Here is a 26,800-nt window from a genome sequence, read left to right as displayed (position 1 = left end):
TGACACTAGGTTGGCAACGACAAATTAACCAAAGAGGCAAGTAGTGACAAGTTTTGATAAGCAACTTTTCTCAAGAATATTTCAAAATTCAAGCACTATGTTGATTGCGACTTCTCGACGTCCAGGCGGAGCTATTCAGAGTGCTTCGCCAAACCTTGCAAATATTCTTGGATACTTCCCCGAAGAGTTAGAAGACAAAGGGATGCTCTTTGACGACTTAATACATGATGAAGATATAGCCAATTATTTACTTGAAAGCCAACAAGGTACTCTTGAGAATGACTGTGATGAAATTGTACATTCAGAATATAGGCTTAAACATGCGTCAGGAGATTTTATTTGGGTAAAGGACCATGTACAACTAATACGAGACACCAAAGCTGAAGATGAGCAGAGGATTGTTCAAGTTGTCCATTTATTGACTGATATAAGCGCGCAAGTCAACATTCGTGACAATATAGAGCAAGATAAACAAAAACTTGTTTCGGTGCTGCATGATGCTGGCTTTGGCATGTGGGAGTGGAACACCGAGCTAGATAGTGTTGAATGCGATGACAACTGGAGTTATTTGCTTGGTTTTACAGAGGCATTGAATAGACTCAAGATAACAAGACTTTTGGCGCTTATTCATCCTGACGACGTAGTTGCATTCAAAAACCTACTAAATGATTTAAAAGCCGCGCGAACACACGAGGCGCATATTTTAGTCAGAGTCAGGCACCTCTCTGGCAAATGGCGCTATCATTCTTGCCATGCAAATCTTAGCTTCGAGAGCGAAGGTGGCGAGCGTCAAGCAATTATTTTTGTTTCGCACAATGATATTACTTCACAAAAAGAAAATGAATTAGCAGCTATAGCGGCGCTTTCAACACGTAACCAGTTTTTTGCGCGTGTCTCGCATGAAATAAGAACGCCTTTGCATGGCATATTAGGTATGTTGGGGCTAGTAAAACAAGATATTCAATCTCAAGCAGCAAAAAATAAAATTGATAAAATTACGAGTAACTCAGAGCATTTGCTCTATTTACTTAATGATATTTTAGACTTAGCTAAGTTAAACGAAGCAAAACTAAAAGTGTCCTTAGAACAGATCTCGATCACCGAGATTATTAATCAGGTCAAACGACTTTTCGGTTTTAAAGCCGACGAAAAACACATTGCACTTAAAACGACCTTGCCGTCGTTGCAAACAGACATGATCATAAGTGATAAAGTTAGGCTAACTCAGATATTGTCAAACTTAGTGTCAAACGCGATTAAGTACACCCATAGAGGGGAAGTACATATATACACTAGGGTCGAAGAAAGCAAGCTTATCCTTTGCATACAAGATAGCGGTATTGGAATCAAAGATACGAGCAGCGTATTTGATGCCTATACACAAGAAGATGCCGGTTTTGCTCAAGGTGCTTCAAGTAAAGGGCTTGGTTTAGAAATTGTGAAAAAACTATGTGACCTTTTGGGCATAGAAATTCGCTTAACGTCAACTACCTCTGGCACTCTATTTGAGCTGGTATTAAGCGCGCCAATGCCAAACACGCTAGTGACTGTGTCGCGTGCACAGCATAGCCCTGAAGATGCACATCGGTTTGACGGTTTACACGTACTTGTTGTTGATGACAGTGATATTAATCGCGAAATCGTTTCTGAGATGCTTAGCAACGAGGGGGCAATATGTGCCCAAGCTAATGATGGCTACGAAGCGGTCAAAATGATCAACGCAAATCCAGTTTACAGGGTAGTTTTGATGGATAAGCATATGCCTAATATGGATGGTATCGATGCGACCCGAGAAATACGTGAAAACACAAGCATTGAGCAGCCTATCATTATTGCGTTGACCGCAGATGCTTTTGATATAGACAACGAAGAATGGTTTGAAAAAGGAATTGATGAGTTAATTACCAAACCATTTGACGTCGACATGCTAACTAAAACTATTCGCCGTTGCTTAAGGAAATAGAATGTTAATTTCATCCGAACTACTCAATATTCAAGAAGGTGTAACTTGGCAGCAAGAGTTTGGTTTAAACTCTGTGTCCTTGCAAGCTATTGTTGAGTCTGCGACAACGCCCTTGCTCGAACTTTTAAATGCGCATAGTGCCTATTTCACCTTATTTGAAGATAGAGACGCTCAAGATATATTCGTGGGGCGTAAACCCGCACTTAAAGATGAATTTCACAAACTGCGAGATTCACTTCTTCATAAAGTTAATGTCAGCTTGGTGAGTAAAAACGACAAAAATAAAGTGATGGAGAAAATAGTTGATTGCGATACTCACAAAGGCACCAACACTTGTTTGGTCTTTTCGATTAACGCTCAAGATAAGGGCATAAAAGGCTTTGCTTGTTTACTTGGAAACCATATTGCAGATGATACACAGAAACATAAGGCAGCCCTTTCTTTGTTCTCACAAGCTTTACATGGGGCACTTGAAAGCCAAAAGTATAAGCGTTTAAACAAGGATAGAGATGAATTTTATCAACTTGTCGCTAACACCAATGTGCACCCCATTTTTGCCAAAGACAGGGAGTCTAAACTGGTATTTGCAAATCAAGCCTTTGTTAATTTATACCCACCCGAGAAACGTGACAAAATTATTGGCTACACAACGGTAGAAGACTATGATGAAGAGCAGCGTAAAGCATTTTTAGCCGACGATGTTGACGCCTTTGCAATGGGGCAAAAAGTAGTACTCGAAAGCATTGACTTTCCAAATGGGGAGCAACGCACGCTCGAAACAACCAAACGTTATTTCAAAACGAGCGCGGGGAAAGAATTTATTTTAGGCGTATCTTACGATTTAACAAAAGAGTATGTATTAATTGACCGCTTGAAACGGAAAAATAACGACTTGGACCAAGTTGCTAATATGCTTGCAACTGAGGTTAGAGCGCCGGCGAACGCGATGGTGAAATTAATCACGTGGATTGAGCAAGATTTAGCCCATATTGAAGACGTAGAAGTCAAAGAAAATTTGAGCGAAATTCGCCAGCGCGCATTTCGACTTAGTAAATTACTCAGTGCGATTTATCAATACTGCTTTGCCGGCCGAGATAAACACATTTCCACAAGTGTATCACTTACTAAAGTCGTGGCTGATGCCTTAGCAAAAATAAAAACAGAGCGTAAAATCGCGACTAATATAGACGATGTTTCATTAAACATCGCCCGTGCGCCCTTGTGTGAAGTTATCGCTGTCTTACTCAACAATGCAGTAGAGCATCATCATGGCGATAGCGTCAATATAGAGGTAGTGTGTAAGGAAGACAATAGGCACTATTATATTGAGGTTATTGATGATGGTCCGGGTATTGAATCTAGTGGGTTTGAAAGTGTGTTTAGATTATTTGAGTCAAGTAAAGACCAAGATGAAACAGTCACCGGCGTTGGCTTGGCTTTGGCACAAAAAATAGTAGAGGGATATGACGGCACAATTAGCTTTGAGCAAGATTATAAAAATGGCACCAAAGCAAAGATAAAATGGCCTAAGCAAGCAATATAAATACATTTAGCATGGCAAAATAAAGTTAAAAAATTGTCTTTGATGCCAGTCAACAAGCGTAATGATTAGTTGTGTATCTACATGCAATAGTTGATAAAACCTAGTATGCTTAGTCAGTTAACACTAACGATGAAAAATTTAAGTATATAGCGCGGGCGTAGACATCGATTGACTTTTTTTCAATCGCGTTGTCAGAGAATGCATGCTAGTGCAAAAAAATATAGGAACACATATGCAACAAGTTGTCTTAAGCGGTTCTGGTCTATGGACGCCAAAACACAGTATCACCAATGAAGAATTAATTGATTCGTATAACCAGTATGCTGACCATTACAATAAGCTCAATAAGGACTTGATTGAAGCCGGAGACTTAAGTGCAAAACCCCATTCAAGTGCAGAATTTGTTGAAAAAGCATCTGGAATAAAAAGTCGCTTCATCTATGAGAAAGAAGGGGTGCTTGATGTCAACAGAATGCGTCCTTTATTGCCCCAACGCAACGATGACGAGCTTTCTCAGCAAGCGGAAATGGCTGTAGAGGCAGCAAAAAAAGCCTTGGCCTCGGCCAATAAACAAGCATCTGATATTGATGCGGTAATCGTGTCATGTGCTTATACACAACGTGCCTATCCCGCTATTGCTATAGAGGTGCAAGAAGCATTGGGCATAAAAGGTTTTGGCTTTGATATGTTAGTTGCGTGTTCAGCAGCCACCTTTGGCATGCACCGCGCTTATGAAATGGTTGCGGCGGGCACTGCTCGTGCGGTATTGGTTATCAATCCTGAGTTAGTTTCTCCGCAAATCAATTATACCGATCGTGACAGTCATTTTATCTTCGGTGATGTTGCTACCGCAACCGTACTTGAAAGGGCTGAAACCGTCACAAGCGACCATGCTTACACAATCCTAAGTACCAAAGCGTTTACCCAATTTTCAAATAATATCCGCTCTAATTTTGGCTATACCACTCACGCGACAGATGCCGACCCTTATGGTCCTGATAAGCTTTTTCATCAGGAAGGACGAAAAGTGTTTAAAGAGGTGTGTCCTTTGGCGGCGCAACATATTACCGAGCACCTAGCTGCTCATCAGCTATTACCTGCTGACCTGCGCCGTTGGTGGTTGCATCAAGCCAATATCAATATGAATACACTTATCAGTAAGCGTTTATTGGGCCGCGAAGCGTCGGCTGATGAAGCGCCCGTTGTGCTTGATGTTTACGCCAATACTGCTTCTGCAGGGTCGGTTATTGCATTTAATTTGCACAATCAAGATCTGAAAGCCGGCGACTACGGTATTTTGTGTTCATTTGGCGCGGGTTACTCAATTGGTAGCTTGCTTGTTCAAAAAAGGTAAGTCACTTGTTATTTGATATTGGTTACGGCTTAACTGCGCTTGGCTATTTAGGCCTTGTTTTTCTGATGTTAGTAGTGAGAAAAAAGGGCCTTGCGAAGGTCTTATTGATTACCGCTACGTTGTTTACTTTTGGCTGGTCTATAAGCCAAATTACGGTATTTGGTCTAATCACTCATATCAATCAATTTGCGGTACTTGATAGTATTAGACTATGGATTTGGACGCTTTTTTTAGCAGCCTGTTTGCAAAATCAGTTTTCTTCATTCTGGCAACTCATTTCACGACCCGTCACTCTAGCTTTGTTGGTGCTTCCCTCTGCGGCAATCGGTATCACATCGGTTTATGTGATGGGCTCCAATTTACAGCACTTGGTGTTAACACTGTGTACCATTCAAATGCTGGTTATTCTGGAACAGGTATATCGCCAATCGGGATCTAAAAAATGGGAATATAAGCCCCTCATTATCTACTTGGCTGCGCTGACGACCTTTGATTTTTTTACCTATGCAAATGCCGCAATGGTCGCGCAATTAAATTACAGCTTCTTTGCTGCCCGAGGCTATATTTATTTAGCCATGCTGCCATTTTTAGTGCTCGCGATAAGACGCATTCAGCATTGGGGAATTGATATTTTTGTTTCCCGTGAAGTGGTTATGCACAGTACCTTGTTAATGCTCTCTGGTGCATATCTTCTGATCATGGCTTTGCTTGGCTATGTTGTGCAATATTTTGGTGGCGATTGGGGCGCACCGGTTCAAATCGTACTGTTTTTGATTGCACTTGTATTGTTATTGAGTTTGTTTTTATCCCACGAATTTAGAACTAAATTAAAAGTCTTTATCACTAAAAACTTTTATGCAAACCAATTTGACTATAGGGTTGAATGGGTTGCGTTAACGAAAATATTATCTAAAGATGATAAATCCTTATCTGAAATTTATAAAACCGCCTTAAGTGGTTGGACACAAGGCATGAAATACGACCAAGGCGTATTGGTCAAAGTAACCAATAATCAAGTCAATATTGCTGCAATTGCCGGTCAAAGTACATTAGCCCTTTATGAAAAGGCCGAAAGGTCGATAACTGATATTAAGGCTTTCTTAGAAAAGAAAAGCTGGATAATCGACATCGATGAGATGCGAGTTAAACCCGAGCTATATGGCGAATTATCTAACCGGAATGACATTATGAAATCGATGCCGTTTCAGATGGTTATACCGATTTTTCAAGAGCAGGGCTTATGGGGAATGGTTTTTTTGAATGCGCAAACTGCGGAACGAAGAAGCTTGAATTGGGAGCTTAGGGATTATTTGCAAGCGGTGACTGAGCAAACAGCGAATTTCATCTTTCAGGCAGAAAGCTCTCAAAAGTTGGCTGAAAATGCGCAGTTTGCTGCATTTAGTCGAATGTCTGCGTTTGTAGTGCATGATTTGAAAAACGTGTTGGCACAAATTAATTTGTTGTTAACTAATTCAAAGCAGCATCGAGATAACCCTGAGTTTATTGATGATACCTTTGAAACGCTTGGTCATGCAAAAGCACGCATGGATAATATGCTTAAACAGTTAATGGAAAAAAACATAGATAATTCGTCAAATGTGACTAAGGTCGACATGACCGAATTAATACAAGAAGTCATTGAATCAAAGTGTGCTGTGTTATTGCCACTGCCGGTGTTCAATGAAAAAGAGTCTGTGTTTTTGGATGTCAACGCGAATAAGTTTGCTAACGTGCTATATCATTTGATCAGCAATGCACAACAAGCAACCCCCGATGACGGCTGTGTTGAACTTAGTTTGAGTCAGACTGAAGACGCAGCACTTATCGAAATTAGAGACACAGGCACAGGTATGAGTCTTGAATTTATAAACGAACAGTTATTTACACCATTCGTGACTACAAAAGGAAATGCAGGCATGGGTGTTGGTGCATATGATGCAAAAACTTATTTAGAAAGCATAGGTGGTAGTATTGCCGTGAAAAGCCAAGAAGGCGTGGGTACTACATTTATGCTGACATTACCGAGAATACAGGATTAGATAAAATTATGAGCAAAGGTAAAGTACTCGTTGTCGATGATGACTTAGGCATTCAAAAACAGCTGAAATGGGCTTTGACCGATTTTGAAGTGGTGTTTGCAGGTGATCGCCAGTCGGCTATAGCGCAATTGCGTCGATTCGAGCCTAGTGTTGTGACTTTAGATTTAGGCCTGCCACCTGACCCTACTAATGCATCAGAAGGCTTGCTCGCATTACAAGAAATTCTGTCACTTGCTCCTCATACCAAGGTTATTGTGGTCACAGGAAATAATGAAAAAGAACATGCACTTGAGGCTATTAACTTAGGCGCTTATGACTTTTATCAAAAACCAATTGATAGTGAAATCATCAATTTATTGATTCAACGTGCGCTTAATTTAGCAAATCTTGAATTTGAAAATAGAAAACTCAGCAAGTCTCGCGTAAGCATGGGCTCTATAGTTGGAAATAGTGATGCTATTTTAGCCGCTAGTCGCAAAGCCGAGAAAATTGCACAAACGGATATCTCGACCCTTTTGCTGGGTGAAAGTGGAACGGGTAAAGAAGTATTTGCGCGCAGTATTCATGATCATAGCCACCGCAAAGACAATAATTTTGTTGCGATTAACTGTGCATCTATCCCTGAAAACCTGCTTGAGAGTGAACTCTTTGGATATGAGAAAGGGGCATTTACAGGGGCGAATAAAACCACCATTGGTAAAATTGAAACAGCTCAAGGTGGAACTCTGTTTTTAGATGAAATTGGTGATATGCCCATTGGTCTACAAGCTAAAATGTTGCGCTTTTTGCAAGAACGCATGATTGAGCGAGTAGGTGGACGTTCTGAGATCCCCGTTGACGTGCGTGTTATTTGTGCAACTCACAGAAACCTCACAGAAATGGCCATTGAAAAAACCTTCAGAGAAGATTTATTCTATCGCATAAGTGAAATTTCTATCTTGTTACCGCCGCTGCGTGAACGAGGTGATGATGTAATCTTATTGGGCAAAACATTTTTAAATATCTATGTTGATGAATACAAATCTAAAGTAAAAGGTTTTAGTCAATTAGCGACAAATGCCATGTTAAATCACAAGTGGCCGGGTAATATCCGTGAATTACAAAATAAGCTGAAGTCTGCCGTGGTACTTGCAGAAGGCAGTTATATTGAGGCTGATGATTTGTCACTTTTTAATACTGATGAGCCGCAAGAGGAAGTGATTTTCAATTTACGTGAAGTTCGTGAAAACGCAGAAAGCAAAGCTATTCGTAAAGCGTATTATCAAGCTGAGCAGAACATGTCTAAGACCGCAGAGTTATTAGGCGTTACGCGCCCAACCCTGTATTCGCTTATAGACAAGTATCATTTAGATGACCTGAAGTCGAGTAGTTAGTTGCCGTTGTTAGCTAAGTGCAATATCATAGGAATGATTTTTAACAATAATTGAAGGATAAACAATGACACATCCAGCAGAAGCAGCAACTATGGAAGGCAAACCAGTCCCATCGGCAACGTGGCCTACGCGTGTTGGTGATGAGTGGAAAACCCTAAGCAGTGACGAATTATTTGCAAATAAAAAAGTAGTTGTTTTTTCGTTGCCCGGTGCATTTACTCCAACATGTTCTTCTACACATTTACCTCGCTATAATCAGTTAGCAGGACTGTTTAAAAAACATGGTGTAGACGAAATATTGTGCGTGTCTGTAAACGACACTTTTGTTATGAATGCATGGTTGGCAGACCAAGAAGCAAGCAATATAACCGTTGTACCTGATGGCAATGGTACCTTCACTGAAGGAATGGGTATGCTTGTTGATAAACAAGATATTGGTTTTGGTAAGCGCAGCTGGCGCTATTCAATGCTTGTCAATAACGGCATAGTTGAAAAAATGTTTATTGAGCCAAATAAACCAGGCGACCCCTTTGAGGTGTCTGATGCCGATACCATGCTTGAGTACTTAGCCCCTGGTGAAGGTGCGCCGCAGGAAGTGTTATTATTTACTAAACCTGGCTGTCCATTTTGTGTGAAAGCAAAAGCATTGTTAGCCGACAAAGGCTATGAGTATGAAGAAATTGTTTTAGGTAAAAATGCAAATTTGGCATCACTTAAAGCTGTGAGTGGTCGTGACACCGTGCCTCAAGTCTTCATTGGTGGCAAACATATCGGTAGCAGTGAAGAGTTAGCAGCCTATTTGGCCTAAGTCATATTGACCCGATTGTTGTTTTGCTAAATCGTTCAACGACTACTTAGCAGAGCAATAAATGTTATAGTATCGCAAAGTTCAAAAAGAGTCTTTTTAGGCTCTTTTTTCCGTTTTATATTTATGAGTTTAAGGTAACCTGACATGTTGACGTTGTCGAAAATACGTTTCCCCTCGATCAAATTGAGCCTGATTAAAGGCCTTGCTTTAATCTGGTTAAGTGTTGGGCTACAAAGTATGAGTTTTGCCCAAAGCAATAGCGATGCCGTCTTGCAGATGCAGACGCTGTTTGCGAAAGCGCAAGGCTTGTCGACGATATATGAAGCTGAACTTGGAGAAGCCACACAGTGTGAAGCATCCCTTACCAATGGCATAAAGGCGTGTTTTGCTAGCTTAAGAAATGATGGCAACGCGCCCTATATCTTACTCCCTAGAATATCGCCAGCCATGCCAGCAGCTAAAGGGGTTGTTGTGCTTTTTCATGGCTTAAGTGATTCACCTTACTTTGTTCAGTCGCTGGCTGAACATCTTAGAATTAAAGGCTTTGTGGTGATAGCGCCACTTACGCCAGGGCATGGCAAATTATCCGCCGATGCTGATATGCAGGACGAAAACTTGAAAAGCCGCTGGTATGGGCATATCGATTCTGTAATGGGCTTGGCACAAAACATGGCACAAAGCATTAATGACGGCCCAGACCTACCAGTAATCGTTGGCGGGTTTTCTACGGGAGGCGCGTTTGCAAGCTATTACACTATCAATAACCCTGAAAAAGTTAGTGCCTTGTTGTTATTTTCAGGTGCTTTAGAGCTTTCTGGCGCTGCTGAGTCTTTGTCTAATATTTGGGGCATGAAGTCCTTAGCGAAATGGCTTGATGGCGACTACGAAACTCAAGGCGCGCATCCATACAAATATCCATCTGTGGCGACCTATTCGGCGCTAGTGCTTATGGATGTTATTCACGATATAAGAGATTTATTGGAAATAAAACAAATAAAAAAAGCCATTTTTGCTGCGCATTCAATGGCTGATAAAACAACACTCTATAGCGGAATTGAAGATCTTACGACACATATTCAGGGTGCACACACGGTATTTAAAATAGATGAATCTTACGAACTATGTCACGCCGATATTTTGATGAGTTCGGTACAAATCGTTAACTTAAAATTTGATAAATCGAAAGTAAACGAAAACGAAAAGTGCGCCGTTCCAAAAGCCAATCCATTGCACCAAAATATGCTGTTAATGCTAGATGAATTTTTGTCAGCGCAATTACCTTGAGCTAAAGCATCCCCTCCAAGCGCCATTTCAAATTGATGGCGCCGCGTTACTTATTTTTGTTAGCCCACGCTACTGACTATTATTAGCCACAGTTTCAACTTCAGACCAGACGCGAAGGAGGTTTTCATTCAAGATCTTTTTGATGTCGCCTTCGTTATAGCCACGATCCAATAGGCCTTTTATCAGATTAGGAAAGGCCGATACGTCTTTTAAGCCTTCTGGCAGAGAATCACCCACCCCATCATAATCAGAACCAATACCAACGTGATCTATGCCAACGAGTTGTACTACATGATCTATGTGGTCAATGACGGTATCGACATTAGCAAAAGGATAGGGGTTGTTGACTTTATACTCGTCGTCAAAAGTGCTTAGTTCTTTGCTATCTGCACCAAAGGTGGCGATAAGAGCACTGCGCTTGTCACCCATTTTATCGCGCCATAATCGTGCCGCAGGACTCACAAAGCCCGATCCAAAATTAATCATAATTACGCCGCCGTTGCTGGCTAATGTTTCTATCATGTCGTCGGTCATGTTGCGTTCAAAGCCTGGGGTAAATCTGCGTAGGGACGAATGTGAAGCAATAACCGGGGCGCGGCTGATGTCTATTGTTTGGTAAAAGGCAGCATCAGACACATGAGATATATCGACCATAATCCCAAGCTTATTCATTTCTTCGACCATTTCCTTTCCGAAAGGGCTGAGTCCTCGCCACTGCCTGCGCAGGTCGTAAGATGAATCACTGATATGGTTTGATTGCGAATGGGCAAGAGTGATGTAGCGAATGCCGCGTTCGTAAAAATGTTTTAAGGTTTTTAGGTCGCCTTGCACCGGAGAGCCGTTTTCCATGCCCATCGGAAGCGAAATTAGTTTGTTTTTAAAATTACGTTTTACATCAGCTACGCTATAAGCGAGTGCAAATTTATCTGGTGCTCTGCCAACGATGGCTTCAACTGAGTCAATTAAGCGATTAGCTAATACCGTTGATGCATCGCTGTCGTCTAAACTTGCCGGTACGTATATCGACATAAATGGAGCGTTGAGTCCACCCGCGACTGCACGAGGATAATCAAAGTCTCCGTCTGTGGTTGCTTTTGTTACGTCTACCCAAGCGTCTTCCACGCGGTAGGGTACGTCTATGTGGCCATCAACAATAATGTTGTCTTGGGCGATTCTGTTAGCTTCCTTTTCAGTGTTTGCGTTAGTTGAAGAGGTGCTATTACAAGCAAAGAGGCTGACACAAAGCATTGCAATACTGGTATGTGTGAAAATGGCGTTCATTTCGTTTTCCTTTTTGTTTCTTATTTTTTGCTAACAAGGTAAATGTTTACCTAAGCGCTTGGCAGACTATTACGCATAGCGCACTTCCAGTGCTTATACTATACGCAATTGCTCTTCAAATTCCCAAAAATAATATGGCTCAATAAGAGATTACTATTTTAATCTAGGCCATCAATCTATGTCATATGAATCGTTAAGGCCTGCGGCTTTGACTATTGCCCATTTTAAGCTTGCTAATGTTACATCTTTACTATTGAATCGGGTGGACGCGATACAAATCGCTCGCTATGTCCTTTTTATATGTAAACAGGCTACTTACAACAAAGCTTAGTACTGGGGCCTAACAAAAAATACTTGTTAAAAATAGGTTAAAAGGTGACTTTTAGGGTCGCATGTACCATAATACACGGCCTTTTTAAACGTACATTCAAATTGAGAAACAGAGAATTATACATGGCTAATAATTACGTCCCGCTTGATAAAGAGAAGCACAGTGCACTAAAAGTTATCCCAAAAATCAATTTTGATTTGGTTGGTAAAACCCATTTAGCTGCTGCTACTATTCGTGAATTCGCACAACTATCAGGTTGCATGCCCATTGTTTTTATTGAAGATCCTGCTTCAAAAAATATCCATACCGTCGCCATGTTAGGTTTAGAGCAAGGACAAAATTTGTTCTATGCAGAAGAGCGCTGGCAAGGACCGCACGTGCCTTTAAATGTGCAACGTCATCCATTTGATATTCGCCCTGACGGCGACAAAATTGGACTATATATTGATGAAAGCAGTGAGTTGGTGTCTGAAGAAGGTCAACCGCTTTTTACTGATGCCGGTGAACCAAGTGATTTCTTGAAAAATCGTCAACAGTTTTTGTCAGATTTGGCTAACAGTGAAGTGCAAAATCAGCGTTTCATCAAGCAAATTAAAGAATTAGACCTGCTTGAAGAAATTCAAATACGTTTAGCTTATGCAAGTGGCCAAGTGCGCAATGTTACGGGCATTTTGTCTATTGACGAGAAAAAACTCATTGCACTTGAAGACGCTAAAGTACTTGAGCTACATAAAGCCGGTTTCTTAGGCGCAGCTTATTCGATGATGCTTTCTTTAGGTCAGCTTAATCGTTTAGTTGAGTTGTCGAATAAGACTGATAATCCTATTCAATCTATTCAAATTAGTCCTGTTAACCCGCAAACCGCTGCAAAAGCTAACGAAGCTGAAGCGTAAGTGCGAAGTTAATAAGGGGCATTTGTTTGTTCACATTAAAAAAACCGCTTAGGCGGTTTTTTTATGTCTATAAATTCTTATCTCACAACCAACCCTTTTGTTTCGCAATTCTGCCAGCATCAACCCTGTTGCTTGCATCTAGTTTAGAAATGGCTTCAGAAAGATAATTGCGTACTGTTCCTTCAGATAAAAATAAGGTTTTTGCTATCTCTTTTGTGCCCAAGCCATCAAGCGCTAGTTTAAGTGCTTTGCGTTCTTTGTCGCTTAAGGGGTCGTTGTCGCCAATGGCCATAAGCGCTAGTTCAGGAGCGATAACGACTTTACCTTTTGCAATATCGCGTAAACTGCTTATCAAATAATCGCTTGGTGCTTCTTTCAATATAAAGCCTTTGGCATTGGCAGCTAGGGCTCTTTTTATATAACCAGGTTTAGAAAAAGTTGTCATAATGACCATGGTCAGTGAAATTGCGGCGTTTTTTAGTTTTTCAGCCAATTCAATCCCGCTCACTAACGGCATTTCAATATCACTTAAAATAAGGTCAGGCATTTTTGTCAGTCTTTCGTTGGCTTGATTATTTGCAACAGCGTGGAGCAATTCAAAAGCTTCTTGCCCATTTTCACATTGTGCGACAACCTCAAAGTCGTCTTCTAAGGATAGCAGCGAACTGATTGCTTCGCGCACTAAGCGTTGGTCTTCAACAACCATTATTGTTAGGGTGGGTTTAGTCATGGGTCGTTTGTATCCTAAATTCGATTAAAAAGCCGTCTTCACGCTTTACTAAAAAATCGCCTTTCATTGCGCTGATTCGCTCTCGCATGCCTTGTATGCCATTGCCTTCTTTTATTGTCTTTGTTTTTGTAGCGGTGCCGTTATCTTTGATCTTTACAGTGATGAAACTAGGCGCCGTTTCAACAACGCTTAGTACTACCGTTGATGCGTTACTGTGGCGCAGCACATTAATGAGCGCTTCCTTAATCACCAGCGTTAGATTGGCTTCGTCGCTCGCACTTAGCTGGCTTAGTACTTTTGGAGCAATGTCCTTTTGCAGTGATATGTTATTGTCAAACAATAAGGCTTCTATTTTGTTCACCTCATCAAGTAAAGACAAGGCTTTAATGTTGCTCACTGCATTTCGTATTTCAGCGAGAAGAGATTGCGATAGGCTTGCAAGCTGGTCAATTTCTTGTTTTGCTTGTTGTGGCCTGCCTTTGTCTAGCAATTTTGATGCAAGCTGGGCTTTGAGAGAAATACTTGATAGCGCGTGGCCAGCTATGTCATGCAGGTCGCGCCCAATCCGTTCACGTTCAGCGATAGCAGAGAGCTGCTTTACCGATTGCTGTGAACGGTAAAGCTGAATATTGCGAATGGTTTCACGGCGCTCCATTAGGCCAAAAAAATACAGCCCTATACCACTGAACAAAAAGGGTAAGATACCCACCCACACGGGCCCTTGCAACCACAGCGCAATCAACACTATCCATATTGACACCAAAATGCATAGTACACCGCTTATTTGCCAGCGCCAGTAATAACCAATAGGAAACAAACAGTAGCCAAACAATACCATCGCACCAATCGTAAAATGTAAAGCGCTCGACACAACAAGCAAAAGAAGCGCGAGGGCGGGTATTCTAAATGTGCTTTTACTTTCTACAACAAACACGTATGTAGGCAAAAATAGTAGATAGAATAAAACACAAATAAGCAAGCTACTGTTGCCAGGCTCTCCAAAAATTATCGGCGCAAAATAGAAGAGTGAAAAGAGCAGTGAGACATATGACCATATGCGTTTTCGATTCTGCCCCAAACTCGGAATATTTGAATGGTAAGTGTCTATTTGCTTTTGCCCATTTTGCATACGGCTAAATCCTTGTAAAACCGAGGGCAACTTAGTATCAGTTGTGCTTTATTCCCTTGATTTATTGGCAACATTTATCTTAAACGCAATGGTGTCACAAAATCCCACATAGATACATTCACAAAACTCATAAATTTATGATGACAAATGTCATCTTTTATTCTTTCTGCAAATTAATCCTAAAATAATTGCTAAGCAATTGATAAGTATAGTTCTTTATTGGAAACGTCTATTTTTGGCCGAAAAATGTATGAAAAACGGGCCCATATTATGCGACTTAGGTTGTAAAAAAACTTGACATATAGCGATAAAAGTCCATAAACTGTCAAGAAGTGGGAGAAAGTGGTAAAAAAGGGTTTATTTATACTTTGTTCTTTTATCAACAGTAGCAGCCAGATTATTAATAATAATAAAAACAATATGAGCTACTAAAAACCAAAAAAAGGCTAGGGGTAATGTTCCGCGGCGCTAACGCAATCAATCTCGACACAAAAGGTCGTTTGACGGTACCTACGAGATACCGTCAAGCCCTTATGGATGATTGCCAGGGACAACTGGTCTGCACTGTTGATAATCGACAATCTTGTTTGCTACTTTACCCGCTTCCCGAGTGGGATATTATTGAAGAAAAAATCAGTAAGTTTTCTACTATGAACCCCGATGAGCGACGCATTCAGCGCCTGCTAATCGGCTATGCAAATGACGCCATCATGGATAAAAGTGGTCGTGTATTAATTGCACCTACCTTACGCCAATACGCCAATCTAGATAAAGAAATCATGTTAGTCGGACAACGCAATCGCATCGAGATTTGGTCGCAAGATACTTGGTTTGCACAAGTTGAAGAGGACCTTAAGGTCGAAAAAATGGGCGCTTACGAGCAAACGGAAAGGTTGCAGGACTTTTCACTATGAGCCCCGCCTTAGTCCATACTTCGGTGCTATTGAAAGAATCAATCGAAGCCTTAAACATAAAACCCGATGGCATTTATATTGATGCAACCTTTGGCCGTGGTGGTCACAGTCGCGCTATATTAAATGCCCTAGGTGAAAACGGTCGTCTGATTGCCTTAGACCGTGATGCAGAAGCCATAGAGGCTGCTAAAAGTTTTCAAAGTGATCCTCGATTCAGCATACATCATTGTGCCTTTGCCAACATCAAGGTGGTGGTGAATGATTTGTCGCTCTACGGTAAAGTTGACGGCGTGTTGATGGATATCGGTGTATCCTCTCCTCAGCTTGACGACGCTCAGCGCGGCTTTAGTTTCCAAAAAGATGGTCCATTAGACATGCGTATGGATACCGGCGCTGGTTTAAGTGCCGCGCAGTGGCTAAATACCGCAAGTCTTGAAGAAATCGCGACGGTGATTAAGCAATATGGCGAAGAAAAATTTGGCACTCGTATCGCTCATGCCGTATTAGAACAACGTGCCATCAAGCCATTGGAAACGACGAGCGAATTTGCCACGTTAATCGATAAGGCCGTACCGGTAAAAGACAAATTTAAACATCCTGCTACGCGCACCTTTCAAGGTGTACGTATTTTTATAAATGGAGAACTCAAACAACTCGAACTGGGCTTAAGTGAATCGCTTGATGTCTTGTGTAAAGGTGGGCGCTTAGCGGTCATCAGCTTTCACTCCTTAGAAGATAGAATGGTTAAACGCTTTATTAAAAGCAAAAGCCAAGGGCCTAAATATCCCTCTAAACTACCATTAACTCAGCAAATGCTGGATGTAGGCAAAATTGTCAAGCCTATAGGAAAAGCAATTAAACCCAGTGCCGAAGAGATAAATCAGAATGTGCGTTGTCGTAGTTCGGTGCTCAGAGTGGCTGAAAAATTATGAGTAAGCCCATTACCAACTTCAATTTGTTTTTTATTATTATGTCGGACTTGAGCCGGCATTTGTTTCTCTTGGTTTTATTTTTTTCAACCATTGCATCAGCGGTAGCTGTGATAGTAAGTACTCACGAAAATCGCCAATTGGTAATGGCACAAGAGCAATTGGTAAAAGAAAAAGACGCACTAGACATTGAATGGCGCCACCTAATTATTGAGCAAAGCTCGTTAACTGAGCACAACCGAATCGAACGCGCCATGCAAGATAAACTAGGGATGAAAAGACCTACCCGAGAAGACGAAGTCTTATTGAGGGTGAAATAATGACAGTTGCCGCTACCGTTCAAAAGCCTCGCAAGCGCCCAATTAAAAAAAATAGTAAAGGGCGTCAAGCAAAACCGAAAATTGCACCGACTATTTTGCAATGGCGTTTTTGGCTGGTTTTATTCTGTGTTTTTGCTGTGTTTGCAGCACTAGCTTCGCGCACAGCCTTCATTCAAGTCATTCAAAACGAGACACTGGTTGAAAAAGGTGACAATCGCACTATCCGCATACGCCAAAATGCAAGCTATCGAGGACTGATAACCGATCGCAATGGTCAACAACTCGCCGTTAGCGTTCCGTCCCAAGCAGTCTCGGCTGATCGCCATGTGGTTCGTGGTGAAAACGGTCTAAAAGATATTCGTAAATGGGAAGCGCTAGCTCAAGTCCTTGATACTGACATCGAAAAGTTAAGCAAACGTGCACTTGAAGGCCAAGCGCGCTTTGTTTATTTGCAAAGGCAGGTTACACCGGCCATGGCAACCTTTGTGAAAAATCTCAAGTTACCGGGTGTATTTTTGGTTGATGAATCTAAGCGTTACTACCCGATGGGAGAGGTGTCGTCTCATATCGTAGGCATTACCGATGCCGATGATAAAGGCCGTGAAGGCATAGAAAGTCTTTATAACAAATGGCTGACAGGCACGCCCGGTGAACGTAAAATTATTCGTGACGGCAAAAATAGACAAATTGAAATTTTAGAGCAATCTGCAGGTAAACCTGGAAACGACATTACCCTTACTATTGATCAACGCATTCAGGCTCTTGCTTATCGCAAAATAAAAGAGGCAACAATCGCCTTTCAAGCAGCATCGGCATCGGTAGTCATTGTTGATGTGCATACAGGTGAGGTGTTGGCAATGGCCAATACGCCAGCATATAACCCTAATAATCGTTCTACTTTATCGAGCCATCGGGTTCGAAATCGCGCTATTACTGATGCATTTGAACCGGGCTCAGTGATGAAACCTTTAGCGGTCATCGCAGCACTTGAAAACGGCTATTATCAAAAAGACAGTATTATTGACACTTCGCCGGGTTGGCGCCGCCTAGGGGGCAGCCGGATTGAAGATCCTAGAAATTATGGAAAGTTAAGCATTACTGAAATCATACAGCATTCGAGCAACATGGGTACTTCGGAGCTTGCTTTGTCTATGCCTAAAGAAGTGCTGATAGATTTTTATTACAATATGGGATTGATGAGCGATTCGGGCACTAACATGATTGGTGAGTCCAGCGGCATATTTCATGAACGTCCGCGCTGGTCTGAACATGAGATATCCTCGTTATCCTTTGGCTATAATATTGCGGTTACCACAACGCAACTCGCGCGTATGTATGCAACTATTGCCAATGGCGGTATAAAGCGTCCGCTAACTGTTGTCAAAAACATGAATGCTGACTATGAACCAGAGCGGGTTATTTCAGAGCAAGTCGCCAATGATGTTTTACTGATGATGGAAACAGTCACGCAAAAAGGTGGTACTGCTTACAAGGCAAGAGTGCCAGGTTACCGCGTGGCAGGTAAAACCGGCACCAGTATAAAAGCCTTTGCCGGGAGTTATGGTGAGGAGTATGTGAATATTTTTGCTGGCATAGCGCCAGTGTCAAATCCTCAAATAGCGGTAGTTGTGCTTATTAACGAACCTGGTGGTGACTTTTATCATGCAGGTGATACCGCAGCAACAGTATTTTCTTCTATTGTGTCAGACACTATGCAAATGATGAATATTCCCCCTGACGCGCTAAATGTTGATGCTGTGCTGGAGAGACAACTTCATGCTGGGCGTTAACTCATATTTTTTAAGCGTGCTCGACTATTTGGGTGTAGCGCAATCTACCTTGGATGAGCACTGTGCGCGCACTTACTACCTAAATGTCACTTCACTTTCTTTGGATAGTCGAGTACTTAACGCGCAAAGTGTCTTTATCGCAGTGTTTGGCGCACAAAGCGCCGGTCATGATTACCTTGCCAGTGCGGCAACAAAAAAATGCCAACTTGCACTGCTTGAAACAAAAAATGAAGCTGACAACGGCAAGCTTGAAACAAAATACTATGCTGACAAATCGATAGTTTGCATCTATGTGCACAGCTTAGTTAAAAAGTTAGCTGATATTGCTTTTTGTTTCTACACAGGCAAGCTTGCGAGTGAACAAAACACGACTCATATGCTGCCGTCTATTACCGCTATCACCGGTACCAATGGTAAAACATCGGTCGCAACATTGATTGCCCAGCTAACGAGTCTATGTAAACAAAAGAGTGCCAGTATCGGCACTCTTGGTGTGAATCTGTTTACACGAGGTCACCAGCAAAAAATAGCCGAAACCATCAATACGACTCCCGATATCGTGAGCTTAATCGGGATACTCGCAAAACTTAAGGCTCAAGGCTGTGAACAAATTACGCTTGAAGCATCCTCTCATGGCTTGGTTCAAAAACGATTAGAAAAACTCAATATTCGCTGCGCAGTTTTTACTAACTTAAGTCAAGACCACTTAGACTATCATAAGTCTATGGCGCAATATGCTAAAGCAAAGCGACAGTTGCTTAAGGCCAATGGCGTTGGTGTTGTGGTGTTAAATGCTGACGACAAAGAATCACTTCAATGGCAACAAGAAGCAAAACCCGCCCAAACGATACTCTGGTTCTCTTTACACCCTTTAGGTCCTGAGCAGTTTGGTTGTTGGGCGAGCGATATAGCTTATGAAACATCGGGCATTAAGTTCACTATACATGCACGTTTCGCAGATTATGAGACCACACAAACAATAATGGCACCGTTAATCGGCGCGTTTAATGTGGCTAACTTATTGGCTTCTATTACCGCGTTGCTTGGACAAGGTTTCTTGTTAGGCGATTTATGCAAAGCAGCTAGTGCGCTTACCGGTGTTGCCGGACGTATGGAATTATTTACTGGCAAAGGTGCCAGTGTATTGGTTGATTACGCGCATACCCCCGACGCCTTAGAGCAGGCCTTGCGCGCAGCGCGTGTCCACACCCAAGGTAGACTGTGCTGTATTTTTGGTTGCGGCGGTAATCGAGACACAAGTAAACGAGCTATTATGGGTAGTATCGCCCAGCGTTTTGCTGATGATATTATTCTTACCCAAGACAACTCTAGGCACGAGGATCCGGCAGCTATCATTGCTGATATTCAAGTAGGGATAACGGCCTTGAATAAGCAGCAGACTTTGCGAATTGAACTCGACCGTAGCGACGCTATTTCAAGTGCACTTAGCACAAGCCAGCACAATGACATGATTCTCGTCGCGGGCAAAGGCCACGAAAATTACATAGAGATTAATGACCAACGAATTGACTATAACGAAAGGGAAGTTGTTGCTAGACTCATCGCTGAAAATGCGAGTCATTGTGATACAAGCACTGCGGATAACAAAAATAATAAAAACAAAGGAGGCCCATTGTGATCAAAGTATCTCTCGTTTGGGTTATGGAAAAAACCGCTGCAACAAATGCCCACGATATTCCCCGTGGCGTTTTACATAAAACAACTATTAAAGGTGTAAGTACAGACACTCGAAGCATAAAAACCGGAGACTTGTTTATTGCTTTAGTGGGTCCTAATTTTAATGGGCACGACTATATTGACGCTGCGATAGAAAAAGGTGCGTCGGCTGTCATTGCCAGCCAAGCTGATGTTGAATGCCGAGTACCTCTATTGCTGGTAGACGACACGCGTATAGCCTTGGGTCAATTAGGTGCAGCCGTCAAACAAAAAGTCTCACCTAAAACCATCGGAATTACTGGATCAAGTGGGAAAACAACGGTTAAAGAAATGGTAAACGCCATTTTAAGTACGCGCGGAAAAGTACTCGCGACGCAAGGTAACTTTAACAACGATATTGGTGTCCCACTCACTTTACTGAGGTTAAATGAAAGCCATGATTATGCAGTGATAGAAATGGGCGCAAATCATCAAGGTGAAATAGACTATACCTGCTCCTTAGTAAAACCGGATGTGGCGACCATTATTAATGCTGCGCCTGCTCATATTGAAGGTTTTGGCAGTTTATTTGGTGTGGCACGCGCCAAAAGCGAAATCATTAAAGATTTGCCGTCTGATGCGGTTGCTATCCTTAATCACGACAGTCAGTTTTTTGAATTTTGGCAGGGTAAGTCAGGCACGCAGCAAGTGCTAACATTTTCCTATGAATCTGACAAAGGTGATTTTCATGCAAACAAGGTTTCTATAAATAATGAAGGTTGCGCAGAATTTGAACTTGTTACGCCCATAGGCACAGCCGCGATAAAGCTGCGCGTACCAGGCGTACATAATGTCGGCAATGCGGTACTTTCAGCCGCACTCGCGATAAGTGCTGGCGCAAACTTAGCTAACGTGCAAATGGGCTTATTCAATATGCAAAGCGTTGCGGGAAGACTGGCTGTAAAACAGCTTGGTCCAAATGTACGGGTACTTGATGACACCTACAACGCAAACGTTGGGTCAGTTAAGGCGGCACTTGACCTTCTCGCCAGTTTTGAAGGCTATAAGGTGTTTGTATTTGGGGATATGGGGGAGTTGGGTGACCAAGCCAAAATGTATCATCAACAAATTGGTGAATATGCACTTGAACACAAGATTGATTCGGTGATTAGTTGTGGCGTACTTAGCACAAATGCTAGTGCAGTGATGCAAGACAAAGGGATTGCATGTAACGACACGACTAGCGCTTTTGAAGCCTTAATCGACCTAATTAGCCCAATCGTTGAGAAAAACGAAACGTCCAAAACCATGCATGTAACAAACAAAAATAGATCACAAAATATGGAACGAAAATTACCCGTTACTATCTTAGTTAAAGGGTCACGTAGCGCGTCTATGGAGAAGGTGGTTGAAGCATTACTTGCGCATAAATTCAATCAAGGCGACGATAATTTAACAACCGACAATAAGGAGCCTGCCTAATGTTGCTATGGCTGGCCGAATGGCTTACTCAGTTCGAACCGGGTTTTGATGTATTTTCTTATCTAACATTGCGCGCAATTCTCAGTACATTAACTGCCTTGTTGATTGCCATACTTATAGGGCCTAAGATGATCGTATGGCTTAAACGTATGCAAATTGGCCAAACCGTAAGAGATGACGGCCCGCAAAGCCATTTGTCAAAATCTGGTACGCCCACCATGGGTGGTGTACTGATATTGGCGGCTATATTAACAAGTTGTTTATTGTGGGCCGATTTAACCAATAAATATGTGTTAGTGACATTATTTGTTGTCGTCAGTTTTGGTATTTTAGGTTTTGTTGATGACTACCGCAAAGTCGTACGCAAAGATCCCAACGGCCTGATTGCTCGGTGGAAATATTTTTGGCAGTCAGTTATCGCCATCGCCGTTGCTTTCTTTTTGTATTCAACTACCACCATGGCTGCTGAAACCAACCTTATCGTGCCGTTTTTCAAAGAAGTGATGCCACAACTAGGTGTTTTATATTTGGTGTTAAGCTACTTTGTTATTGTAGGTACCAGTAATGCTGTGAATCTAACGGATGGCCTTGATGGCTTGGCAATTGTCCCTGTAATATTGGTTGCCGGTGCATTTGCTATCTTTGCTTATGCTACGGGCAACGTAAACTTTTCAACTTACCTCAATATTCCTTTTATTCCCATGACCAGTGAATTAGTTATTGTGTGTACCGCGATTGTGGGTGCTGGACTTGGTTTCCTATGGTTTAACACTTATCCAGCCCAAGTATTTATGGGCGATGTAGGTTCGCTTGCCCTAGGTGCTACCCTCGGTGTATTAGCGGTGTTAGTACGACAAGAAATCGTCTTGTTCATTATGGGAGGGATTTTTGTGGCAGAAACCTTATCCGTTATTTTGCAAGTGTGGAGCTTTAAAACCCGCGGCAAACGTATTTTCAGAATGGCACCTATTCACCATCATTACGAACTTAAAGGCTGGCCTGAACCTCGCGTAATCGTTAGGTTTTGGATTATTTCACTTATTTTAGTATTGATTGGCTTAGCCACATTAAAGTTGAGATAAGCTATGACTCAATGCGTGCTTTCCCATACTCATAATTATGCAGGCCAATCCATTGCAGTGATTGGCTATGGCGTAAGCGGGAAAGCGTGTGCTCAGTATTTGTCTCAAAAGGGCGCAAAAGTCAGTGTTTTTGACAAATCCTTCGATGTTGACAGCATAAACAATGAGCAATTCGAATGCAGTATCTTAAATGACTCCACAAGCTTACTTGCCTTCGATTTACTAGTAGTGAGCCCCGGTGTTAATTTAAAACAAAGCTTCATTCAGGCATATATAGAGCACCATAAGCACAAAGATAGGGTTATTGGTGATATTGAGCTTTTTGCGCGTGAACTCAATGCTCAAAACGCAGGATTAGCTGAAGGTTCATTACCGACTAAGCTGATTGCGGTTACCGGATCAAATGGTAAAAGTACCGTTGTTGATATGTTGTATAAAGGCCTACGTGCGGCTGGCCTCAATGTGCTATTAGGCGGTAATTTTGGTATCCCAGCACTAGCACTTATTTCTGAATCATCAAGTGACAAGGCCTGCCAAAATATCGATCTAATCATTTTAGAATTGTCTAGTTTTCAATTAGAATCTACCTTTAGCCTTTGTCCAGATATAGCCTGCATCTTAAATATAAGCTCGGATCACTTAGACCGACATGGCAACATGGACGCTTATATCCAAGCTAAACAACAGATTTATGTTAATGCCAAACATGTGGTGTATAACCGTGAGGACCCAGCCAGCTTCCCCCTTGTGCCTAAAGCAGCTACTAGTTTTGGTTTGACTTGCGCGCAAGATAAAGCCGAGGCGTGTTTTTATCAAAATGACGCTGGTATTTTTAATGGTAAAGAGTTGCTATTTGACCTTAGCAAATATGGGCATTTTAGCCAATTTCAAATCTTAAATATGCAGGTGGTCTTGGTCTGTGCACATATCTTAAAAGAAGATTTTGCGTGTATCGATTTATGCGCTATTGCACATAGCCTGTCACAGTATAAGGGCTTGGCCCATCGCTTTGAGTTGATTCGTCAAAGTGCGACCACGCGATGGATAAATGATTCTAAAGCGACAAACCCAGGCGCAAGCATTGCTGCTATCGAAAGTTTATCAAAGCAGGTTCAACACATTATTCTTATTGCCGGTGGAGACGCAAAGGGAGCGCAAACCAGCGATTTGGGTAAGCTTATTGCAGAGCGGGTTGAAAGGCTTGTCCTCATCGGCAAAGACGCGGACTTGTTTACCCGTTTTGATACACCATTTACCAAGGCGAAATCGATTGAAGAAGCAGTAGTACTAGCAAGCAAATATGCAGATGAACTTGTCACTGCCTCAATAAATGCGCAAGAATCTGTCAATAGCAATTGCGTTGGCGTTTTGCTATCGCCCGCTTGTGCGAGCATAGATATGTTTACTAACTATCAGCAGCGCGGTGAATTGTTTTGCCAAGCGGTCAACGCTGAGGTGGCAGCATGATGCAACAATTAAGTTTAAGCGAGATGTTCGCTAAGCGTCACGATAGAGTTAGCCAAGGCCCTTATAGCGTGCTAATTGTCCTTGTTTGTATTGCTCTATATTCTATTGGCTTTGTGATTGTGACCTCAGCTTCAATGCCAATTGCTGAAAGGATCTATGGCGATCCCTATTACTTTACTTTTCGACATGGTATTTACATTCTCTTGGCCATAAGTGCCGGTTTGTTTACCTTGAGCATACCTATGCAATTTTGGCGGGTTGTAAACCCTTATCTATTGTTTGTCGCCCTAGCTTTGCTTATTTACGTGGTGATTGGCGGTAAATCAGTTTATGGCAGTACGCGCTGGATAGTCGTAGGGCCAATTACAGTGCAACCAGCAGAGCCGGCAAAATTATTTTTCTTTTTGTATTTGGCGGGTTATTTGGTGCGTCGCTACGAACAAGTACAAGAAAACTTAAAGGGCTTTTTTAAACCCTTGATTGTATTCTTCGTTTTTGCAGCCTTACTCTTAAAACAGCCTGACCTTGGCACCGTTTTTGTGATGTTTACTACCACGCTCGCTTTACTCTTTTTAGCTGGTGCACGTTTGTGGCAGTTCTTTGCAGTCATTTTTTCTGGTCTAGCTGCCTTTGTTACTCTTATCGTTATTTCAGATTATCGACGCGACCGTATTACTGGATTTATGGACCCGTGGGCCGATCCCTTCGGCACAGGTTACCAACTTACGCAATCACTCATGGCCTATGGGCGGGGTTCTTGGTTTGGTGAAGGCTTGGGCAATAGCTTGCAGAAACTGGCTTTTTTACCTGAAGCGCATACTGATTTTATTATGGCAATATTAGCTGAAGAATTTGGCTATGTTGGCGTTCTTGTTGTGTTAGTTTTGATCTTTACTTTAATTGTTAAAGGCTTGCAGATTGGTAACCATGCGTTGTCTAGCCAGCGACCATTTGAGGCTTTCACCGCTTATGCTATTGGGATATGGATTTGTTTGCAAACGGCAATTAATATTGGCGCAAGCTCTGGTTTGCTGCCAACGAAAGGCCTAACCCTTCCTTTAGTTAGCTATGGAGGTTCGTCGCTTATAATTATGAGTATTGCAGTTGCGATACTTATACGTATTGACTTTGAACTACGGGTCGACGGCGTACATGCAATTTCGCGAAAATCTCGCAGTACACCAGCAAGTAAAACCAGTGAGAAAAAAGCCGCGGTCAAGAAAGCCCCACTCAGTACTAAAGCTGTTGACGATGAAAGCTCGCTTAAAAACACGAAAGTAGGAGGGGATGATGAATAAGCCTCTACTTGTGGTAATGGCTGGTGGTACTGGAGGTCATGTGTTTCCGGGCTTGGCAGTGGCTAGTGAAATGCAAACGCAGGGGTGGGATGTGCATTGGATTGGTACTGCTGACAAAATGGAAGCGCAGCTTGTTCCTAAATATGGTTTCCCCATTCATTTTATTAAAATTGGTGGTGCTCGCGGTAAGTCGTTGCTCACTAAGTTGCATGCGCCTTTTAAGTTGCTTGCCGCGCTTATTCAGGCCATTAAGTTGTTACGTGTGTTGCAGCCGCAAGCCGTTTTAGGTATGGGGGGCTACGCTAGCGGACCCGGCGGAATAGCGGCTTGGCTATTGGGCGTGCCCTTGGTTGTACATGAACAAAATGCGGTATTTGGAATGACTAATCGTTATTTGGCGAAGGTCGCTCAGTTTACCTTAAGCGGTTTTGACTTAAGTGCCGTCATTTGCGCAAAAAACTCACCTAAGTTAGTGGCTAAAACGCACTATGTAGGTAACCCAATACGCGCAGGTTTTTTTGCAATTGAAGAAAAACAAAACAGCGCAAATGCAACTATTAACATTCTTATTGTTGGCGGTAGCTTAGGTGCTTTGGCACTTAACCAAATAGTGCCAAATGTACTGAGTGAGTTGTCAGCACAATTTACTTTACAGGTTAGGCATCAATCAGGTAAAGGCAAAAACCGAGAGGTGAAAGAAGCCTACGAGCAAATGCCCAATGCGTCGGTTGTAGAATTTATTGACGATATGGAAAGTGCGTTTGCATGGTCAGATATTATTATATGTAGAGCCGGTGCTTTAACGGTTGCTGAGGTTGCGGGTTCTGGCAGAGTAGCGATCTTTGTGCCATTGCCTATTGCCGTTGATGATCACCAAAGCGAAAATGCGAAATATTTAAGCGAACAAGGTGCGGCTTTATTGTTGCCCCAAGCCACTTTAGCAACTACATTACTCGCTTCTTTGAGAGAGTTGTGCTCGCAGCCTAATAAACGCTTAGCCATGGCTAAAAAGGCGAGAGCTTGTGCCCATCCAAATGCGACACAACAGGTTGGGCAGTTTATTACAAAAGCAGCGAAGTCGGTTAAGACCTTTGTCCATGACACTGATAATTCAAAAGGTGGCAAATAGTGAAA

General features: G+C 42.2%; 21 protein-coding genes. 18 read left to right on the top strand and 3 right to left on the bottom strand.

The window, feature by feature from the left end; all coding sequences use genetic code 11:
• Positions 1 to 43 precede the first annotated feature (43 nt).
• From AC0L6H_RS20395 to AC0L6H_RS20365, 7 genes are all read left to right on the top strand, one after another.
• On the top strand, positions 44 to 1,963 hold the full coding sequence (locus tag AC0L6H_RS20395) for a PAS domain-containing hybrid sensor histidine kinase/response regulator (protein ID WP_473391191.1): 1,920 nt from the start codon (positions 44 to 46) through the stop codon (positions 1,961 to 1,963).
• A 1-nt stretch (position 1,964) separates the two neighbouring features.
• On the top strand, positions 1,965 to 3,506 hold the full coding sequence (locus AC0L6H_RS20390; RefSeq protein ID WP_473391190.1) for a PAS domain-containing sensor histidine kinase: 1,542 nt from the start codon (positions 1,965 to 1,967) through the stop codon (positions 3,504 to 3,506).
• A 232-nt stretch (positions 3,507 to 3,738) separates the two neighbouring features.
• On the top strand, positions 3,739 to 4,860 hold the full coding sequence (locus tag AC0L6H_RS20385) for a beta-ketoacyl-ACP synthase III (protein WP_473391189.1): 1,122 nt from the start codon (positions 3,739 to 3,741) through the stop codon (positions 4,858 to 4,860).
• 5 nt (positions 4,861 to 4,865) lie between these two features.
• Positions 4,866 to 6,899: an XrtA/PEP-CTERM system histidine kinase PrsK gene (gene prsK, locus AC0L6H_RS20380; RefSeq protein WP_473391188.1), complete on the top strand. Its 2,034-nt coding sequence runs from the start codon at positions 4,866 to 4,868 to the stop codon at positions 6,897 to 6,899.
• Between the two features lie 8 nt (positions 6,900 to 6,907).
• Positions 6,908 to 8,272 carry a PEP-CTERM-box response regulator transcription factor gene (prsR, locus tag AC0L6H_RS20375; RefSeq protein WP_473391187.1) on the top strand — a complete coding sequence of 455 codons (1,365 nt, stop codon included), beginning with the start codon at positions 6,908 to 6,910 and terminating at the stop codon, positions 8,270 to 8,272.
• 64 nt (positions 8,273 to 8,336) lie between these two features.
• Positions 8,337 to 9,080, top strand: a complete 744-nt coding sequence (locus AC0L6H_RS20370; RefSeq protein ID WP_473391185.1) for a glutathione peroxidase — start codon at positions 8,337 to 8,339, stop codon at positions 9,078 to 9,080.
• A gap of 144 nt (positions 9,081 to 9,224) precedes the next feature.
• Entirely contained in the window at positions 9,225 to 10,364 is a 1,140-nt protein-coding gene (locus tag AC0L6H_RS20365) for an alpha/beta hydrolase (protein WP_473391184.1), read from the top strand.
• Between the two features lie 69 nt (positions 10,365 to 10,433).
• On the opposite strand, the gene AC0L6H_RS20360 is transcribed toward AC0L6H_RS20365, so the two are convergent.
• Positions 10,434 to 11,645 (bottom strand): dipeptidase, encoded by a 1,212-nt coding sequence (locus AC0L6H_RS20360; protein WP_473391183.1) that lies wholly within the window; start codon positions 11,643 to 11,645, stop codon positions 10,434 to 10,436.
• 453 nt (positions 11,646 to 12,098) lie between these two features.
• Here AC0L6H_RS20360 and AC0L6H_RS20355 point away from each other — a divergent pair, with 453 nt between their 5' ends.
• On the top strand, positions 12,099 to 12,869 hold the full coding sequence (locus AC0L6H_RS20355; protein WP_473391181.1) for a SapC family protein: 771 nt from the start codon (positions 12,099 to 12,101) through the stop codon (positions 12,867 to 12,869).
• 82 nt (positions 12,870 to 12,951) lie between these two features.
• Here the strand turns inward: AC0L6H_RS20355 and AC0L6H_RS20350 are convergent, their stop codons facing one another.
• Together AC0L6H_RS20350 and AC0L6H_RS20345 are read right to left on the bottom strand one after the other, a co-directional pair.
• Positions 12,952 to 13,599, bottom strand: a complete 648-nt coding sequence (locus AC0L6H_RS20350; RefSeq protein ID WP_473391180.1) for a response regulator transcription factor — start codon at positions 13,597 to 13,599, stop codon at positions 12,952 to 12,954.
• Positions 13,592 to 14,728, bottom strand: coding sequence for a sensor histidine kinase (locus AC0L6H_RS20345; protein WP_473391178.1), 1,137 nt, complete (start codon positions 14,726 to 14,728; stop codon positions 13,592 to 13,594). The genes AC0L6H_RS20350 and AC0L6H_RS20345 overlap by 8 nt, the downstream gene beginning before the upstream one ends.
• 455 nt (positions 14,729 to 15,183) lie before the next feature.
• On the opposite strand from AC0L6H_RS20345, the gene mraZ reads away from it, so the two are divergent.
• From mraZ to murG, 10 genes are read left to right on the top strand one after another with little or no spacing between them, the layout of a single operon-like run.
• On the top strand, positions 15,184 to 15,642 hold the full coding sequence (gene mraZ, locus AC0L6H_RS20340) for a division/cell wall cluster transcriptional repressor MraZ (RefSeq protein ID WP_473391177.1): 459 nt from the start codon (positions 15,184 to 15,186) through the stop codon (positions 15,640 to 15,642).
• A complete protein-coding gene (rsmH, locus tag AC0L6H_RS20335) occupies positions 15,639 to 16,574 on the top strand; it encodes a 16S rRNA (cytosine(1402)-N(4))-methyltransferase RsmH (RefSeq protein ID WP_473391175.1) in 936 nt (311 codons plus the stop codon). Before mraZ ends, rsmH begins: the two co-directional genes overlap by 4 nt.
• Entirely contained in the window at positions 16,571 to 16,891 is a 321-nt protein-coding gene (ftsL, locus tag AC0L6H_RS20330; RefSeq protein WP_473391173.1) for a cell division protein FtsL, read from the top strand. Before rsmH ends, ftsL begins: the two co-directional genes overlap by 4 nt.
• Positions 16,891 to 18,681, top strand: a complete 1,791-nt coding sequence (locus AC0L6H_RS20325; protein WP_473391172.1) for a peptidoglycan D,D-transpeptidase FtsI family protein — start codon at positions 16,891 to 16,893, stop codon at positions 18,679 to 18,681. Before ftsL ends, AC0L6H_RS20325 begins: the two co-directional genes overlap by 1 nt.
• Positions 18,668 to 20,320 carry a UDP-N-acetylmuramoyl-L-alanyl-D-glutamate--2,6-diaminopimelate ligase gene (locus tag AC0L6H_RS20320; protein WP_473391171.1) on the top strand — a complete coding sequence of 551 codons (1,653 nt, stop codon included), beginning with the start codon at positions 18,668 to 18,670 and terminating at the stop codon, positions 20,318 to 20,320. The genes AC0L6H_RS20325 and AC0L6H_RS20320 overlap by 14 nt, the downstream gene beginning before the upstream one ends.
• Positions 20,317 to 21,819: a UDP-N-acetylmuramoyl-tripeptide--D-alanyl-D-alanine ligase gene (locus AC0L6H_RS20315; protein ID WP_473391169.1), complete on the top strand. Its 1,503-nt coding sequence runs from the start codon at positions 20,317 to 20,319 to the stop codon at positions 21,817 to 21,819. Before AC0L6H_RS20320 ends, AC0L6H_RS20315 begins: the two co-directional genes overlap by 4 nt.
• On the top strand, positions 21,819 to 22,901 hold the full coding sequence (gene mraY, locus AC0L6H_RS20310; protein WP_473391168.1) for a phospho-N-acetylmuramoyl-pentapeptide-transferase: 1,083 nt from the start codon (positions 21,819 to 21,821) through the stop codon (positions 22,899 to 22,901). Before AC0L6H_RS20315 ends, mraY begins: the two co-directional genes overlap by 1 nt.
• Positions 22,902 to 22,904: 3 nt before the next feature.
• Positions 22,905 to 24,368 carry a UDP-N-acetylmuramoyl-L-alanine--D-glutamate ligase gene (gene murD, locus AC0L6H_RS20305; RefSeq protein WP_473391166.1) on the top strand — a complete coding sequence of 488 codons (1,464 nt, stop codon included), beginning with the start codon at positions 22,905 to 22,907 and terminating at the stop codon, positions 24,366 to 24,368.
• Complete coding sequence (ftsW, locus tag AC0L6H_RS20300) at positions 24,365 to 25,666, top strand: putative lipid II flippase FtsW (protein WP_473391164.1); 1,302 nt, start codon at positions 24,365 to 24,367, stop codon at positions 25,664 to 25,666. Before murD ends, ftsW begins: the two co-directional genes overlap by 4 nt.
• Positions 25,659 to 26,795 (top strand): undecaprenyldiphospho-muramoylpentapeptide beta-N-acetylglucosaminyltransferase, encoded by a 1,137-nt coding sequence (gene murG, locus AC0L6H_RS20295; RefSeq protein ID WP_473394609.1) that lies wholly within the window; start codon positions 25,659 to 25,661, stop codon positions 26,793 to 26,795. Before ftsW ends, murG begins: the two co-directional genes overlap by 8 nt.
• Positions 26,796 to 26,800: the final 5 nt, after the last annotated feature.

It is taken from the genome of Glaciecola sp. G7-5 (genome assembly GCF_055808975.1).
This window is presented reverse-complemented; position numbering and strand designations above follow the sequence as displayed.

Excerpts from the sequence above, each read along its gene's own strand:
- AC0L6H_RS20390 (WP_473391190.1), top strand. The coding sequence starts at position 1,965 with ATGTTAATTTCATCCGAACTACTCAATATTCAAGAAGGTGTAACTTGG.
- AC0L6H_RS20385 (WP_473391189.1), top strand. The coding sequence starts at position 3,739 with ATGCAACAAGTTGTCTTAAGCGGTTCTGGTCTATGGACGCCAAAACAC.
- prsR (WP_473391187.1), top strand. The coding sequence starts at position 6,908 with ATGAGCAAAGGTAAAGTACTCGTTGTCGATGATGACTTAGGCATTCAA.
- AC0L6H_RS20370 (WP_473391185.1), top strand. The coding sequence starts at position 8,337 with ATGACACATCCAGCAGAAGCAGCAACTATGGAAGGCAAACCAGTCCCA.
- AC0L6H_RS20365 (WP_473391184.1), top strand. The coding sequence starts at position 9,225 with ATGTTGACGTTGTCGAAAATACGTTTCCCCTCGATCAAATTGAGCCTG.
- AC0L6H_RS20360 (WP_473391183.1), bottom strand. The coding sequence starts at position 11,645 with ATGAACGCCATTTTCACACATACCAGTATTGCAATGCTTTGTGTCAGC.
- AC0L6H_RS20355 (WP_473391181.1), top strand. The coding sequence starts at position 12,099 with ATGGCTAATAATTACGTCCCGCTTGATAAAGAGAAGCACAGTGCACTA.
- AC0L6H_RS20350 (WP_473391180.1), bottom strand. The coding sequence starts at position 13,599 with ATGACTAAACCCACCCTAACAATAATGGTTGTTGAAGACCAACGCTTA.
- AC0L6H_RS20345 (WP_473391178.1), bottom strand. The coding sequence starts at position 14,728 with ATGCAAAATGGGCAAAAGCAAATAGACACTTACCATTCAAATATTCCG.
- mraZ (WP_473391177.1), top strand. The coding sequence starts at position 15,184 with ATGTTCCGCGGCGCTAACGCAATCAATCTCGACACAAAAGGTCGTTTG.
- rsmH (WP_473391175.1), top strand. The coding sequence starts at position 15,639 with ATGAGCCCCGCCTTAGTCCATACTTCGGTGCTATTGAAAGAATCAATC.
- ftsL (WP_473391173.1), top strand. The coding sequence starts at position 16,571 with ATGAGTAAGCCCATTACCAACTTCAATTTGTTTTTTATTATTATGTCG.
- AC0L6H_RS20325 (WP_473391172.1), top strand. The coding sequence starts at position 16,891 with ATGACAGTTGCCGCTACCGTTCAAAAGCCTCGCAAGCGCCCAATTAAA.
- AC0L6H_RS20320 (WP_473391171.1), top strand. The coding sequence starts at position 18,668 with ATGCTGGGCGTTAACTCATATTTTTTAAGCGTGCTCGACTATTTGGGT.
- mraY (WP_473391168.1), top strand. The coding sequence starts at position 21,819 with ATGTTGCTATGGCTGGCCGAATGGCTTACTCAGTTCGAACCGGGTTTT.
- murD (WP_473391166.1), top strand. The coding sequence starts at position 22,905 with ATGACTCAATGCGTGCTTTCCCATACTCATAATTATGCAGGCCAATCC.
- ftsW (WP_473391164.1), top strand. The coding sequence starts at position 24,365 with ATGATGCAACAATTAAGTTTAAGCGAGATGTTCGCTAAGCGTCACGAT.
- murG (WP_473394609.1), top strand. The coding sequence starts at position 25,659 with ATGAATAAGCCTCTACTTGTGGTAATGGCTGGTGGTACTGGAGGTCAT.